At 73.8% G+C, this 14,936-nt stretch carries 11 protein-coding genes; 8 read left to right on the forward strand and 3 right to left on the reverse strand.

Annotation, left to right across the window (positions count from 1 at the left end):
• Nucleotide 1: 1 nt before the first annotated feature.
• On the reverse strand, nt 2-1,405 hold the full coding sequence (locus ACZ46W_RS26755) for an ABC transporter substrate-binding protein (protein WP_468342438.1): 1,404 nt from the start codon (nt 1,403-1,405) through the stop codon (nt 2-4).
• Nucleotides 1,406-1,538: 133 nt separating this feature from the next.
• A complete protein-coding gene (locus ACZ46W_RS26760; RefSeq protein ID WP_468342441.1) occupies nt 1,539-4,835 on the reverse strand; it encodes an FtsK/SpoIIIE domain-containing protein in 3,297 nt (1,098 codons plus the stop codon).
• 443 nt (nt 4,836-5,278) lie between these two features.
• Between ACZ46W_RS26760 and ACZ46W_RS26765 the strand changes: the two genes are divergently transcribed.
• From ACZ46W_RS26765 to ACZ46W_RS26780, 4 genes are all read left to right on the forward strand, one after another.
• Nucleotides 5,279-6,940: a serine/threonine-protein kinase gene (locus ACZ46W_RS26765; protein WP_468342443.1), complete on the forward strand. Its 1,662-nt coding sequence runs from the start codon at nt 5,279-5,281 to the stop codon at nt 6,938-6,940.
• Nucleotides 6,941-7,066: 126 nt separating this feature from the next.
• Nucleotides 7,067-8,302, forward strand: a complete 1,236-nt coding sequence (locus ACZ46W_RS26770) for a serine/threonine-protein kinase (RefSeq protein WP_468342446.1) — start codon at nt 7,067-7,069, stop codon at nt 8,300-8,302.
• Nucleotides 8,303-8,351: 49 nt separating this feature from the next.
• Entirely contained in the window at nt 8,352-9,458 is a 1,107-nt protein-coding gene (gene prfB / locus ACZ46W_RS26775; RefSeq protein ID WP_468342449.1) for a peptide chain release factor 2, read from the forward strand.
• Between the two features lie 369 nt (nt 9,459-9,827).
• A complete protein-coding gene (locus ACZ46W_RS26780; RefSeq protein WP_468342451.1) occupies nt 9,828-10,868 on the forward strand; it encodes a hypothetical protein in 1,041 nt (346 codons plus the stop codon).
• An 87-nt stretch (nt 10,869-10,955) separates the two neighbouring features.
• Here ACZ46W_RS26780 and ACZ46W_RS26785 read toward each other — a convergent pair whose 3' ends face one another.
• A complete protein-coding gene (locus tag ACZ46W_RS26785; protein ID WP_366131234.1) occupies nt 10,956-11,147 on the reverse strand; it encodes a hypothetical protein in 192 nt (63 codons plus the stop codon).
• A gap of 278 nt (nt 11,148-11,425) precedes the next feature.
• On the opposite strand from ACZ46W_RS26785, the gene ftsE reads away from it, so the two are divergent.
• From ftsE to smpB, 4 genes are all read left to right on the forward strand, one after another.
• The gene (gene ftsE / locus ACZ46W_RS26790; RefSeq protein WP_064072157.1) at nt 11,426-12,115 is read left to right on the forward strand and encodes a cell division ATP-binding protein FtsE; all 690 of its coding nucleotides are present in this window, start codon (nt 11,426-11,428) and stop codon (nt 12,113-12,115) included.
• Between the two features lie 39 nt (nt 12,116-12,154).
• A complete protein-coding gene (gene ftsX / locus ACZ46W_RS26795; RefSeq protein WP_468342455.1) occupies nt 12,155-13,075 on the forward strand; it encodes a permease-like cell division protein FtsX in 921 nt (306 codons plus the stop codon).
• Between the two features lie 67 nt (nt 13,076-13,142).
• Nucleotides 13,143-14,330, forward strand: coding sequence for a S41 family peptidase (locus ACZ46W_RS26800; RefSeq protein WP_468342458.1), 1,188 nt, complete (start codon nt 13,143-13,145; stop codon nt 14,328-14,330).
• Nucleotides 14,331-14,348: 18 nt separating this feature from the next.
• The gene (smpB, locus tag ACZ46W_RS26805; protein WP_468342463.1) at nt 14,349-14,828 is read left to right on the forward strand and encodes an SsrA-binding protein SmpB; all 480 of its coding nucleotides are present in this window, start codon (nt 14,349-14,351) and stop codon (nt 14,826-14,828) included.
• Nucleotides 14,829-14,936 lie beyond the last annotated feature (108 nt).

Genomic DNA, 14,936 nt, shown 5'->3' on the forward strand with positions numbered 1-14,936 from the left:
GTCAGCTCTGGCCCTTGAACGCCTTGGCCGCGTCGGCCTCCAGCCTCGCCTGCGTACCCGCGATGTCCTTCGGGTTCTTCAGGAAGTCCTGGAGCGCCTTCCACTCGCCCTTGCCGGGCGTCCCGCCGAACGACTGCGGCATCTGGTCCGACATGTCGAAGCGGAAGTCGTCGCCCGCCGCGATCAGCGCCTTGCCGATGCCGCGCTGGACGTCGTTCGGGTACGCCGCCGGGTCCAGCGACTTGTTGGGCGAGATGAACCCGCCCTCGGCCGCCCAGATGGCCGCCGCGTCCGGCGACGCCAGGAACGTCAGCAGCGCCTGGGTCGCGGGCTTGTCGGTCAGCGCGACCGCCACGTCCCCGCCGGTCACCACGGGCGCCTCGGACCCCACCGCCGGGAACGGGAACACCTTCGCGTCCTCGCCGATCTTCGCCTCGGTCTGGGCGATGTTGATCGAGACGAAGTCGCCCTCGAAGACCATCCCGGCCTTCGGCTGGTCGCCGCCGGTGAACGTCTGCGTGACGGATGCCGGGAACTCCGTCTGGAGGGCGCCCGCCGCGCCGCCCGCGATCAGGTTCGGCTTGCCGAACAGCTCGGCGAGGGTGGTCAGGGCCTGCTTCACGGACGGGTCGGTCCACTTGATCTCGTGCTTGGCCAGTTGGTCGTACTTCTCCGGCCCGGCCTGCGAGAGGTAGACGTTCTCGAACCAGTCCGTCAGCGTCCAGCCGTCCGCGCCGCCGACCGAGAAGGGCGTCACGCCGGACGCCGAGACCGTCTCCGCCGTGGTGAGCAGCTCCTTCCAGGTCTTCGGCTCCGACACGCCCGCGTTCTCGAAGACGGCCGTGTTGTACCAGATCAGCGACTTGTTGGCCGCCTTGAAGTACACGCCGTACTGGGTGCCGTTCACCGCCCCGAGGTCCTGCCAGCCCTTGGAGTAGTTCTTGGCCAACTGCGCCTTGGCCCCGGCGCCGGCCGGCTTGGCCCACTTGCGCTCCACGGCCTGGTGGAGCGCTCCGACCTGCTGGAGCATCGCGACGTCCGGCGGGGCACCACCCGCGATCTTCGTACCGATGTAGTTCAGCATCGCGTCCTGTGTCGGTACGTACGCGACCTCCGCCCCGGTGCGCTTCTCGAACTCGTCGAGGACCTTGGTGAACGCCTCCTGCTCCGGGCCCGTCCACACCGCCACGACCTGGACCTTCTGACCGTCCAGCTTGGGCAACTGAACGGTCGCCCCACCGGTCCTGGTGTCCTTGTCCGGCTCGGAGCCGCCCCCGCCGCCGTCACCGTCGCCGCAGCCGGCGAGGGCGAGCGCACAGGCGGCCGCCAGCGCGGCGGCGGCCCTGGGCGCCTTGCGGGTCGTGCGTGTCCAGCGTGTCCTGCGTGTCCGAAGAGTTGTGCGCATCACTGCCCCGTCTCTTCCGTGCGCGTACGCGTCCCGTCCGTCAGGTCTACGCCGGGCGTACGGGGGTCGCAATACCGCCTTCCGTGTCAACTCGGGGATCGTGATCCGGTCGTGACGTCCCGTCAGCGCCCGCTCATTGGTGCTGGGGCGTGGTGAGCGGGGGCAGCGGCGTCGCCCCGACCGAGCGGGCCGCCCGCTCCAGTGCGCTGGCCAGCAGCGCCAGATCCGTCGGGCCGTTGCCCAGCTCCCGCACCGGGCGGCGGGCCGGCGGGTCGCCCATCCGCTCCCACTCCAGCGGCACCACCGTGGGCCGCTGCGTCGCCGTACGGGGGATGCGCCCGGTGACCCGGCCGCCCTGGAACGGCGTCACCCGGCCGTCCGGATGCCCCAGCCGGCCGCGCCCCGGCGCCGGGACGTCCGGCCCGGGGGAGGCGGGCGGGGCGTCCAGCACCACGCGCAGCCGCGCCGCGCGGGCCAGCTCCGTGTCGGCCGTGCGGTCCGGCCGGGCGGACGCCGCCACCAGGTGCACGCCCAGCCGGTGGCCGTCCCGCGCCACGGCCTCCAGCGCCCGCACCACCGAACCGGCCGCGGGACGCCCCGGGCTGCCCAGCGCGGGCGCGACCAGCGCGTCGTAGTCGTCGACCAGGACGACCAGGCGCGGCAACGGCGGCGGAACCTCGTCCTCGGCGGTACGGGCGGCAGGGCGCAGCCGCAGCGTGCCGGAGGGCGGGGTGTCGAGGTCGCCGGGGGCGGGCGGGCGCTGCCCGACCATGCGGTCGGCGACCTCCCGCTGGGTGTGCCACTCGGTGAACTCCTGCCGGCCGAGCAGCTCCGCGCGGCGCTTCAGCTCCGCCCCGAGCGCCTGGGCGAACTCCCGCATCCGCACCGGGTCGGAGGCCACCAGGTGCTCGGTGGCGTGCGGCAGCTCCGTGCAGGGCGCGAGCCCTTCGCCGCGCCCGCCGCCCGCGCCGTCGACGAGCAGCAGGCCCAGCCGGTCGGGGCGGGACGCGGCCGCCAGGGACGCGGCGACGGTACGCAGCAGCTCGGTGCGGCCGCTGCCGGCCGGACCCTCGACCAGCAGGTGGGGCCCTTCCGCGGTGAGGTCCACGGCCAGGGGCCCGCGCGGGCCGGTGCCCAGCACGGCGGTGCCGTCCGGGGCCGAGGCCCAGCGGGCCATCAGGGACGCGGGCGTGGCCCGGGCCAGCCCCAGCTCGTCCAGCAGCCGGGACGACGGGGGCAGCGGTACGGAGGCGGGGCGGGGCGCTGCTCCCACGGCACCCCCGGCTTCGGCGCCCTCGGCGCGGTCCGCCCGCAGCGGGGCGAGCGCCCGCGCGAACCGCTCGGCCCAGGCGGCCGAGACCGCGTCGACCGTGCCGACGGTGCCGTGACCGGCGGGCTGCCCGCCGGCCGTACGCATCAGGCGCAGCGCGGTCGCCACGTCGCCCGACAGCAGGGCGACGGCCCCGCATTCGCGGAACGCCAGGGACGCGGCGCACGCGGTCTCGTACGTCGCCGCGACCGGCGACAGCGGCGAGGCGGCCGGGGTCTCGGCCAGGCAGACGAGGTGGATGCCGGCCGCCGCGCCCGCCGAGGCGAGCCGGGCGGTCGTCTCGCGCAGCGCGGCGGAGCCGGGGTCGCCGTCGACGATCACGACCGTGCGCGTGCCGTACGCCGCGTCGTGCTCCTCGGCGGCCCGGGCGACGGCCTTGCGGTCGGCGCTCGCCCAACCGGGGCCGAGCGGCCCGTCGTCCAGCCGCCGGGTCAGCTCGGCGGCCCGGGCGGCGGCCTGCTCCCGGTCGTACGCGAGGAGCAGCCGGCAGTCCTGGCCGTGGCCCGGGCGCACGTGCGGCAGCCAGCCGAGCCAGCTCCACTCGCGGCTCCGGCCCGCGCCGCTGATCAGCACGATCTCCAGGCCGTCGGGCGCGTGGAGCGCGGCGAGCTGCGCCACGACGGAGCGGGTCAGGCCCAGCAGCCGCGACCGGGGCCCGGCGAGCCCGAGGGAACCGGCCTCGCGCAGCCCCACCGTGACGGGCACGGCGGCCAGGTCGGCCCGGTCGGTGGTGCCGAGCCGCACGACCAGCGCCTCCGGGTGGCCGGGGCCCCGCTCCCACAGGCGCGGTCCCGGGCCGAGCGCGGTGAGCAGCACGGCCGCCGGGTCGGGCCAGGTCTCCCGGACGGCCCCGCCCGCGAGCGCCGCCGTGACGGGCCCCTCCGGCGCGTGCACCGCCTCGTCGCCCCGCCCACCGCCCGCGAACCGCCGCGCCCATGCGCCTATGCCCCGCTTGCGGGTGGGCGGGGCGGGTGGTTCTCCGGCGCCGACGGGCGGCTCTGCGGCGGTCGCGTGCGGGGCGGTGCCCACGGGGGTGCCACGGGGCGGGGTGGCCTGCCGGGCGCTGCCGCCCTGATGGGGCACGCCGCCGAGCGGCGACGTGGCGAGCGGCGCGCTTCCGGTGGGCGGGGCGGCGGTGGGTGGGGTGCCGTCGGGGGCGTGCGCGGCGGCCGGCGCGGTGCCGTCCGGGCCCGTGGGCGCCCCGCCGGGGCCGGCGGCCGTGGCGCCCTGGCGCGGCAGCCGTGCGTGAGAGGCCCCGCCGGCGGGGGTGCCGGCCGCGGGGGTGCCGGCCGTCGAGCGCACCGTGGGGGTGCCGGTCGCGGGAGTGCCGGCGGCCGTGGCGCCCACCGTCGAGCCCACCGTGGGGGTGCCGGCCGAAGGGGCGCCCACCGTGCCGGTCGCGGGGGCGCCCACCGTCGGGGCGGCCTCCGCCCGGGGAGGTGCCGCGCCCGCGCGGGGCACCCGGAGGTGGCCCTCGCCGTCGGGGGTGGTCGGCAGCGGGGCACCGTCCGGCGGGGGCGGGCCCGCCGTCAGCCGCAGCGACGACTCGCCCAGCCGCAGCAGCGCGCCCGGCGCCAGGCGGACCGGGCGGGTGCCGACCTCGGCGCCGTCCAGGGTGGTGCCGTTCGTGGAGCCCAGGTCGGCGACCGTGATCCGGCCGCTCTCGGTGACGGTGACCGCGGCGTGCAGCCGGGAGACGTCCGGGTCGTCGAGGGGGACGTCGGCGTCGGCGGAGCGGCCGATGCGGATCTGGCCGGCGTGCAGCAGGTGGACCCCGCCCGCGTCCGGCCCGGCCACGACGTGCAGCCGCGCGGCCCCGCCGTCCAGCGGCGCCCGGTCCTCGCCGGGCACCTGGAGCGAGAGCACCGCTCCGTCCACCAGCGGCGGCTCGCCCAGGACACGGCGCTGGACGTCCAGCCGCTCCCCGCCCGCGTACAACACGACGGCGCCCGAGGAGTCGGCGCCCGACACGGCGGCCGCCAGCCCGCCCGCGACGGCGGCCAGCGCGGTCCCGGCCGGGGCGGTGACAAGCACGTCACAGGCTCGCCCGGCGGCCTGGCCGCCGGGCGGCGCCGCGAGGACGGTCAGCCGGATCTGCATCGCCGTCAGCGGTCCCTTCTGCGCGGCGCGCCCGGCAGGGAAGGGGGATGGCCGGTCTCGCTCGCCCCCCACCCGCCACGGACGCGTCGTCCGGTCAGGTCGGCACGGACCACGAGGCTCCCGACCCCGCGATGGGCCGTGCTGGAGGCATCCTCCCACCTGCCACTGACAGCCCGTCGCCGACCCGGGCAGAAATGATCTTGATCGGTCGCACCCGATCATGAAAACGCCTGCTTGCGTACGGCTTGGGACCATGTGGACCGGCGCAGCTCATGTCACCCTGGCAACCGTGTCCCCTTCGAACGCGTCTTGCAGGGTCGAACGGGACCGGAAGACGACCCGCCGGTGAGCCGCTCCGCGGCACTACAGTGGGTCGGACACCCGGGCGGGCCCGAGAGGGAGGCACGGGCCAGGCAAGGACCACGATCCAGGGAGCGCATGACGTGCGGCCGGTAGGCAGCAAGTACCTGCTCGAGGAGCCGCTCGGACGCGGCGCCACGGGCACCGTCTGGCGAGCCCGCCAGCGGGAGACCGCGGGCGCCGAGGCGGCCGTACCGGGCCAGCCCGGCGAGACCGTCGCGATCAAGGTCCTCAAGGAGGAGCTCGCGAACGACGCGGACGTGGTGATGCGGTTCCTCCGGGAACGCTCCGTCCTGCTCCGCCTGACGCACCCGAACATCGTGCGCACCCGCGACCTCGTCGTCGAGGGCGACCTCCTCGCCCTGGTCATGGACCTGGTCGACGGCCCGGACCTGCACCGGTACATCCGGGAGAACGGCCCCCTCAGCCCGGTGGCCGCCTCCCTGCTGACCGCCCAGATCGCCGACGCGCTCGCCGCCAGCCACGCAGACGGCGTCGTCCACCGCGACCTGAAGCCCGCCAACGTGCTGCTCGCCGAGCGCGACGGCCAGATGCACCCGATGCTCACCGACTTCGGCATCGCGCGCCTCGCGGACAGCCCCGGCCTCACCCGTACGCACGAATTCGTCGGCACGCCCGCGTACGTCGCGCCCGAGTCCGCCGAGGGCCGCCCGCAGACCTCGGCCGTGGACATCTACGGCGCCGGCATCCTGCTGTACGAGCTGGTCACCGGCCGCCCGCCGTTCGCCGGCGGCACCGCGCTGGAGGTGCTGCACCGCCACCTCAGCGAGGAGCCGCGGCGACCCTCGACCGTTCCCGGCCCCCTGTGGACCGTCATAGAGCGCTGCCTCAGCAAGGATCCGGAGCGCCGCCCGAGCGCCGAGAACCTCGCCCGGGCCTTGCGTACCGTCGCCTCCGGCATCGGCGTGCACGCCACGCCCGCCCAGATCGAGGCCGCCGAGGGCGTGGGCGCCCTGCTCGCCCCCGACCCGGCACCGGCGCACGTCCCGGAGACCCCGGGCGCTGCCGACCCGACCCAGGTGCTGCCGAGCAACGCGGGCCAGTACGACCCCAACGCCGCCACCAGCGTGATGCCCACCAACAGCGCGGGCGCGGCCGACCCGACCGCGGTCATGCCGCCCGTACCCCCGCGCCCCGACGGCCCGCCGCAGCCGGAGGAGCCGCACCCGTGGCAGACCCAACTGCGCGCCGCCCGGGACCGCAACGAGCAGACCCAGGTCCAGTACCTCGACCCGGGCCAGGACCCCCTGCGCCGCCGCCCGCAGCGCCAGCAGCCCCCGCAGCACCAGCAGCCGTACCCCCCGCAGCCCCAGCAGCAGAGGCCGCCGCAGCGCCCGCCGCAGCGTCAGCAGTACGCGCCGCCGCCCCCGCAGCAGCAGTACCCGCCGCAGCGCCACCAGCCGCACCCGCCGCAGCAGCCCCAGCAGCCCCAGCAGCCGGCCCCGCGCCCGCCACGCGAGCCGCGCCAGCCCCGGCAGCGCAGCGCCAACCCGATGCGCATCCCGGGCCTCGGCTGCCTCAAGGGCTGCCTGTTCACGATCGTGCTGTTCGTCGTGGCGGGCTGGCTCATCTGGGAGCTGACCCCGCTCCAGGACTGGATCGCCGAGGGCAAGAGCTACTGGCAGGCCATCAGCGACGGCGTGTCGACGGTGTCCCGGTGGATCTCGGAGATCGGCGACAGCACCGGCGGCTCCGGCGGCACCGGCACACCGTCCGGGCAGTGACCCGGCCTCCGGGCGGCAACCTTGCCGATTTGTCGACTTCCGAGGGGTGATTTCCCCTCGGAGGTGAATACCGGCGCCCGCGCCCGCGTAACTTGGTCGGGAACGCCAGCCGCTGAGGGAGCAGTCTTGGCACGGAAAATCGGCAGCCGGTACACGGCCCACCAGATCCTGGGGCGGGGCAGCGCCGGAACGGTGTGGCTCGGCGAGGGCCCGGAGGGCCCCGTCGCCATCAAGCTGTTGCGCGAGGACCTGGCCTCCGACCAGGAACTCGTCGGACGCTTCGTCCAGGAGCGCACCGCCCTGCTCGGGCTGGACCACGCGCGCGTGGTGGCCGTCCGCGACCTGGTCGTCGACGGCAACGACCTCGCGCTCGTCATGGACCTGGTGCGCGGCACCGACCTGCGCACCCGGCTGGACCGCGAGCGCCGCCTCGCCCCCGAGGCGGCCGTCGCCATCATCGCGGACGTCGCCGAGGGCCTGGCGGCCGCGCACGCCGCCGGGGTCGTCCACCGCGACGTCAAGCCGGAGAACATCCTGCTCGACATGGAGGGGCCGCTCGGCCCCGGCGGCGCCCACCCCGCCCTGCTCACCGACTTCGGCGTCGCCAAACTGATCGACACCCCGGGCCGCACCAAGTCCACCCGCGTGATCGGCACGCCGGACTACGTCGCCCCCGAGATCGTCGAAGGGCTCCCGCCCCGCGCGGCGGTCGACATCTACGCCCTGGCGACGGTGCTGTACGAGCTGCTCGCGGGCTTCACGCCGTTCGGCGGCGGCCACCCCGGCGCCGTCCTGCGCCGCCACGTCACCGAGACCGTCGTCCCGCTCCCCGGCATCCCGGACGAGCTGTGGCAGCTCATCGTCCAGTGCCTCGCCAAGGCGCCCGCCTCCCGGCTGCGCGCCTCCGAGCTCGCCGCCCGGCTGCACGACCTCCTCCCGCTCGTCGCGGGCATGCCGCCGCTCGACGTCGACGAGCCGGACGCCGAGCCCGCCCCGGAGCCGTACGAGGACGACCCCTACCCGACCATCCCGAACGCCCCGCGCCGGGCCGCCGTCCCGCTGGTCCCCGGCTCGTCCACCGACTCCAACCGGGACACCCACACCTCGATGCGCGTCCCGGCCCCCGACGAGCTCTCCGGCGGTCCCCACGGCACCGCTCGCGCCCCCCGCCCGGCCGGCGGGCGCCGCCCCGGCTCCGCCCGCCACAAGTCCGGCACCGTCCGCAAGCGCCGCCTCACCCTCGGTATCGCCGCCCTCGCCCTCGTCACCGCCGCGGGGGTCGGCGGCTACGTGGCGACCAGCGACGACGACCCGGGCGCCCCGCCCCAGGACTCCAAGCAGTCGGCCCCGTCACAGCCCTAGGGCCCGCCTGGGGGCCCGGGGTGTCGCACGCAGCCGTTACGCTGGTGTCGTGGCAGTCGTCGATGTATCCGAAGAGCTGAAGTCCCTCTCCTCGACCATGGGGTCGATCGAGGCCGTCCTGGACCTCGACAGGATGAGGGCAGACATCGCCGTGCTCGAGGAGCAGGCCGCGGCCCCGTCCCTGTGGGACGACCCGGAGGCGGCGCAGAAGATCACGAGCAAGCTCTCGCACCTCCAGGCCGAGGTGCGCAAGACCGAGGCGCTGCGCAGTCGCATCGACGACCTCGCCGTCCTCTTCGAGCTCGCCGAGGAGATGGACGACCCGGACACCCTCGCCGAGGCCGAGGCGGAGCTGGCCTCCGTCCGCAAGGCGCTCGACGAGATGGAGGTGCGCACCCTCCTGTCCGGCGAGTACGACGAGCGCGAGGCGCTGGTCAACATCCGCGCGGAGGCCGGTGGCGTCGACGCCTCCGACTTCGCCGAGCGCCTCCAGCGCATGTACCTGCGCTGGGCCGAGCGGCACGGGTACTCGACGGAGGTCTTCGAGACGTCGTACGCCGAAGAGGCCGGCATCAAGTCGACCACCTTCGTCGTCAAGGCCCCCTACGCCTACGGCACGCTTTCGGTGGAGCAGGGCACGCACCGCCTGGTCCGCATCTCCCCGTTCGACAACCAGGGCCGCCGCCAGACGTCCTTCGCGGGCGTCGAGGTGCTGCCGGTCGTCGAGCAGTCCGACCACGTCGAGATCGACGAGTCCGAGCTGCGCGTGGACGTCTACCGCGCCTCCGGTCCGGGCGGTCAGGGCGTCAACACCACCGACTCGGCCGTGCGCATCACGCACATCCCGACCGGCATCGTGGTCTCCTGCCAGAACGAGCGCTCGCAGATCCAGAACAAGGCGAGCGCGATGAACGTCCTCCAGGCCAAGCTCCTTGAGCGCCGCCGCCAGGAGGAGCAGGCCAAGATGGACGCCCTCAAGGGCGACGGCGGCAACTCCTGGGGCAACCAGATGCGTTCGTACGTCCTGCACCCGTACCAGATGGTCAAGGACCTCCGTACGGAGTTCGAGGTCGGCAACCCGCAGTCGGTGCTGGACGGTGAGATCGACGGCTTCCTGGAGGCCGGTATCCGCTGGCGGAAGCAGCAGGAGAAGTAGCACTCGGCGTTCCGGCGCCGGACAGCCCATCGAGCGGGCGGTCCGGCGCCGTTCGCGTACGCGGCCCAATTCGCTGACGCAAGCGGCCCGTTGGCCGTCACCTCGCTTTGTCGACAAGGAAACCGGCCTATGGCAGGCCGGTGTTCGCCGTTTACGTCACAGTTGCATCGTTGCAGGCCAGGCAAGTGTGATCATTCCGGGCATCGCACGCGCAACCGCCTTGACGCTTGTACGAAAACTGGGAAAGCTGACGCGCGGCATGCGCATGACTGGGGCGCGTGTGATCGGGGGCAACTGAGCAAGACCCCCAGCGTCCGCTGCCCCGAGCGCTGCTCCACTGACGAATCAGCTACTGGGGGTAGCAGGCAGATGACCAAGAAGACGCGGGTCCGCGTGGCGCGGATCGCAGCCGGCGCGGTGATCGCGGCCGGAGCGTCCCTGACCGCGGCCGGCGCCGCCTCGGCGGTCGGCATAGACGTCAACGTCGCCGGTATCGGCGTCCGGGCGGAGGCGGACGAGAACGGCCTGGAGGCCGGCCTCGGCATTGGTGACGGCACGGACGGCGGCAACGACACCGTCGGTCAGATCGCCGGTGGCACGACCGCGGGTGGCGGCACCGCGACCGGTGGCGGTGACACGACCACGGGTGGCACGGTGACCGGTGGCGGCACCGTGACGGGCGGCGGTGACACGACCACCGGTGGCACGGTGACCGGTGGCGGCACCGTGACCGGTGGCGGCGACACGACCACGGGTGGCACGGTGACCGGTGGCGGCACCGTGACCGGCGGTGGCACGGCGACGGGCGGCGGTGACACGACCACGGGTGGCACGGCGACCGGTGGCGGCACGGCGACCGGCGGTGGCACGGCGACCGGCGGTGGCACGGCGACCGGTGGCGGTGACACGACCACGGGTGGCACGGCGACCGGTGGCGGCACCGTGACCGGCGGTGGCGACTCCGGCGGCAACGGCAACTCCGGCGGCAACTCCGGCGGCAACTCCGGCGGGAACGGCAACTCCGGCGGCAACAGCGGCGGCAACGGCACTTCCGGCGGCAACTCCGGTGGCTCCACCGCCACCGGCGGCAGCAACGGCGGTGACCAGGGCGGCTCCACCAACGGTGGCAGCACCGGCGGCGACCAGGGCGGCACCGCCGGGTCCGCCACCGGCGGCGACGACGCCGGCACCTGCACCGTCGACCTCGGCGGTGCCGAGTGCGCCGACAACACCGACACCGACTCCGCCGGCTCGAAGCCGGTCGAGCAGGGCCAGGCCAAGGAGGAGCTCGCCGAGACCGGCGCCGCCGAGACCTCGTTCCTGCTCATTGGCGCCGCGACGATGATCGCCGGTGGCATCGGCTTCCGGATGCTGCCGCGCCTCGTGGGCGGTGGCCGTACGGCCGCGTAACGTGCCGTAGAGCGACGGAAGGGCCCGGGCGGGCCATGATGGCCGCCCGGGCCCTCTCCGTGCGTACAGCGTGCTTACAGCGGGGCCTTACGCGGTCTGGTGGGCCAGCAGGGCCACCGCCGCGACCAGGATGACCAGCAGCGTCAGCAGAGCCACCGGGTTCAGCCCGCCGAAGGGTCCCTCCTGCTGGAGACGCTCCCGGTTCGCCCGGCAGACGGGGCACCGGCCCTCGCTGACGGGGGCCGCGCAGTTGGCGCACACCAATCGGTCATAGGTCATGCGCTCTCCTCCTCCCGCGCGGCGGAGCCGCAGACGCGGACCGTGCACTGACGCGGACTGTGCACACAGTTCTCTCCGCACAACGCTCAGGGAAACGCATCCGTTCCCCCTCCCACTGTGCCAGCTCCGGAGAGTTTAGGCGCGCCCCGCCGGATTACCCCCGGTTCGGGCTTGTACCTCACCCCGACAAAAGGTGCAAGGCAGGACGGCGACTGCACGCGGCATCCCCAGTCGCGTATGGTCACGCACACCTACTCCCTGCCGACCGTGGTGCACCCGTGATCCGATTCGACAACGTCTCCAAGACCTACCCGAAGCAGAACCGCCCCGCGCTGAGGGACGTCTCCCTCGAGATCGAGAAGGGCGAGTTCGTCTTCCTGGTGGGGTCCTCCGGCTCCGGAAAGTCCACCTTCCTGCGGCTGGTGCTGCGCGAGGAGCGCGCCAGCCACGGCACGGTGCACGTCCTGGGCAAGGACCTCGCCCGGCTGTCCAACTGGAAGGTGCCGCACATGCGCCGCCAGCTCGGCACCGTCTTCCAGGACTTCCGCCTGCTGCCCAACAAGACCGTCGCGCAGAACGTCGCGTTCGCGCAGGAGGTCATCGGCAAGCCGCGCGGCGAGATCCGCAAGGCCGTCCCCCAGGTCCTCGACCTCGTCGGCCTCGGCGGCAAGGAGGACCGGATGCCCGGCGAGCTGTCCGGCGGTGAGCAGCAGCGGGTCGCCATCGCGCGCGCGTTCGTCAACCGCCCGATGCTGCTGATCGCCGACGAGCCGACCGGCAACCTGGACCCGCAGACCTCCGTCGGCATCATGAAGTTGCTGGACCGGATCAACCGCACCGGTACCACCGTGATCATGGCGACGCACGACCAGAACATCGTCGACCAGATGCGCAAGCGGGTCATCGAGCTGGAGAAGGGCCGTCTCGTACGCGACCAGGCGCGCGGCGTCTACGGCTACCAGCACTAGCGGCTACCAGCACTAGCAAGGAAAGGCTGAACGCACGCGATGCGCGCCCAGTTCGTACTGTCGGAGATCGGTGTCGGCCTCCGTCGCAATCTCACGATGACCTTCGCCGTCATCGTCTCCGTGGCTCTGTCCCTCGCCCTCTTCGGCGGCGCGCTGCTCATGCGCGAGCAGGTCAGCGTGATGAAGGACTTCTGGTACGACAAGGTCAACGTCACGATCTACCTCTGCAACAAGAACGACGCCGCGGCCGGCGGAACGTGCGACAAGGGCGCGGTCACCGCCCAGCAGAAGAAGGAGATCGAGACCGACCTCAAGAAGCTCGACAACCTCGTGGAGAAGGTCCACCACGAGACGGCGGACGAGGCGTACAAGCACTACAAGGAGCAGTACGGCGACACCGCCATCGCCAGCATCATCACGCCGGACCAGATGCAGGAGTCGTACCGGGTCAAGCTGAAGGACCCGGAGAAGTACAAGGTGGTCGCCACCGCCTTCGCCGGGCGGCCCGGTGTGCACTCCGTGCAGGACCAGCGCCAGACGCTGGAGAACCTCTTCCAGATGATGCGGGGCATGAACGTCGCCGCGCTCTGCGTCATGGCGCTGATGCTCGTCATCGCGCTGATGCTGATCGTCAACACCGTGCGGGTCTCGGCGTTCAGCCGGCGCCGGGAGACCGGCATCATGCGGCTGGTCGGCGCGTCGAGCTTCTACATCCAGATGCCGTTCATCATGGAGGCCGCCGTCGCCGGCCTGCTGGGCGGCGTGGTGGCCTGCGTGATGCTGCTGGTGGGCCGGTACTTCATGATCGACGCGGGGCTCAACCTCGCCGAGAGCATGCCGCTGGTGAACTTCATCGGCTGGGACGCGGTGGTCACCGTGCTGCCGCTCGTCGTGGTCATCGGCCTGCTGATGCCCTCGCTGGCGGCCGCCATCGCGCTGCGCAAGTATCTGAAGGTGTGACGATCGCCCCTGGCGCCGTGCGGTCAACAACCGTACGGCGCCGTTCGCTTGTCCTAGAGTGGTCGCCATGCTGGGCCCCGAGTTCTGTACCCGGCCCCGCGGCGTACGGAGCCGCGGGGCGGCCCTCACATTCGTCTTCGCCTCCGTCCTCGTCGCCGCCGCGGTGACCAACTGCCTTCCCCAGGACGGCGAGGACGCGGGCACCCGTACCGTCACCCGGGCCGCCGCGAGCCCCGGCGTGGAGCGCGGTCCGGTCGACCAGCGGGAGCTGGCCCGCGCGGCGGCCGAGGCGATGGCGGACGGCAAGTCCGGTGCCAAGGCGGCCAAGGAGGTCGTCAGCCGCAGCGGCGACCGGTGGGGTGCCGTCTACGACCAGCGCGAGTACGAGGAGTTCGAGCAGGCCCTGGACGGCCGGTACACGGGCGTGGGCCTCTCCGCCCGGCGTGCCGCTGACGGCCGCATCGAGGTGGCCCGTGTCCAGGGCGGCGGCCCGGCGGCCCGCGCGGGCCTGAAGGCCGGGGACCGCATCCGCACGGTCGACGGCCGCCCCGTCGACGGCCGTTCCGCCGCCGAGGTCGTCGCCCTGCTGCGCGGGGACGGCGCGCCGCCCGGCTCGGTGGTCGCCGTCGGGGTGCAGCGCGGCACGCGCGCGTGGACCGAGTCGCTGCGGCGGGCCAGGCTCGCCACCGAGGACGTGACCGTGCAGCGGCTGGCCGACGGCTCCTTGCGGATCAGGGTGGCGGCGTTCACCAAGGGCGCCGGGCAGCGCGTGCGGGACGCGGTCCGCGGCGCCCCGGCGGACGCGGGCGTCCTGCTGGACCTGCGGGGCAACAGCGGCGGCCTGGTCACCGAGGCGGTCACGGCGGCCTCCGCGTTCCTGGACGGCGGCCTCGTCGCCACGTACGACGTGCACGGCAGGGAACAGGCGCTGTACGCCGACCCTGGCGGCGACACCGCCCGGCCCCTGGTGGCGCTGGTGGACGGCGGCACCATGAGCGCGGCCGAGCTGCTGGCCGGGGCCCTGAAGGACCGTGGCCGGGCGGTCACCGTCGGTAGCCGGACCTTCGGCAAGGGGTCCGTCCAGATGCCGAGCCCCCTGCCCGACGGTTCGGTCGCCGAGCTGACCGTCGGCCACTACCGCACCCCCGCGGGGCACAGCGTCGACGGCCGCGGCATTACCCCGGACCTGGTGGCCCCCGATCGTGCCGAGGAACGGGCCCGCACAGTATTGAGTGGCCTCGGGGGCGGCTCGTAGTGCGAAAATGGCGGCACTATGGCTAAGGAAAAAGGGCGCAAGCTGATCGCGCAGAACAAGAAGGCGCGGCACGACTACCACATTCTGGACACCTACGAGTGCGGTCTGGTGCTGACCGGCACCGAGGTGAAGTCGCTGCGCCAGGGGCGGGCCTCTCTCGTGGACGGTTTCGTCCAGATCGACGGCAATGAGGCGTGGCTGCACAACGTGCACGTACCGGAGTACAGCCAGGGCACCTGGACCAACCACAGCGCACGGCGGAAGCGGAAGCTGCTGCTGCACCGGGTCGAGATCGACAAGCTGGAGTCCAAGTCCCAGGAGACGGGTCACACGATCGTGCCCCTGTCCCTGTACTTCAAGGACGGCCGGGCCAAGGTCGAGATCGCGCTCGCCAAGGGCAAGAAGGAGTACGACAAGCGTCAGACGCTCCGCGAGAAGCAGGACCGGCGCGAGGCCGAGCGCGCCATCTCGGCGGTGCGCCGCCGCCAGCGGGCGTGACGTCCGGGGGCCGGGAACACACCGGCCCGGTCGGGCGTTGACACCTAGCGTGCCCGGCTCCGGGACGCCCGGGGGACACCCGGGGGACGCCCCGGGAATACGCTGGCA

This window comes from Streptomyces sp. NPDC031064 (assembly GCF_055570965.1).

Coding starts and splice junctions, on each gene's coding strand:
- ACZ46W_RS26755 (WP_468342438.1), bottom strand. CDS start 1,405: ATGCGCACAACTCTTCGGACACGCAGGACACGCTGGACACGCACGACC.
- ACZ46W_RS26785 (WP_366131234.1), bottom strand. CDS start 11,147: ATGACCTATGACCGATTGGTGTGCGCCAACTGCGCGGCCCCCGTCAGC.
- ACZ46W_RS26780 (WP_468342451.1), top strand. CDS start 9,828: ATGACCAAGAAGACGCGGGTCCGCGTGGCGCGGATCGCAGCCGGCGCG.
- ACZ46W_RS26800 (WP_468342458.1), top strand. CDS start 13,143: ATGCTGGGCCCCGAGTTCTGTACCCGGCCCCGCGGCGTACGGAGCCGC.
- ACZ46W_RS26760 (WP_468342441.1), bottom strand. CDS start 4,835: ATGCAGATCCGGCTGACCGTCCTCGCGGCGCCGCCCGGCGGCCAGGCC.
- ftsX (WP_468342455.1), top strand. CDS start 12,155: ATGCGCGCCCAGTTCGTACTGTCGGAGATCGGTGTCGGCCTCCGTCGC.
- smpB (WP_468342463.1), top strand. CDS start 14,349: ATGGCTAAGGAAAAAGGGCGCAAGCTGATCGCGCAGAACAAGAAGGCG.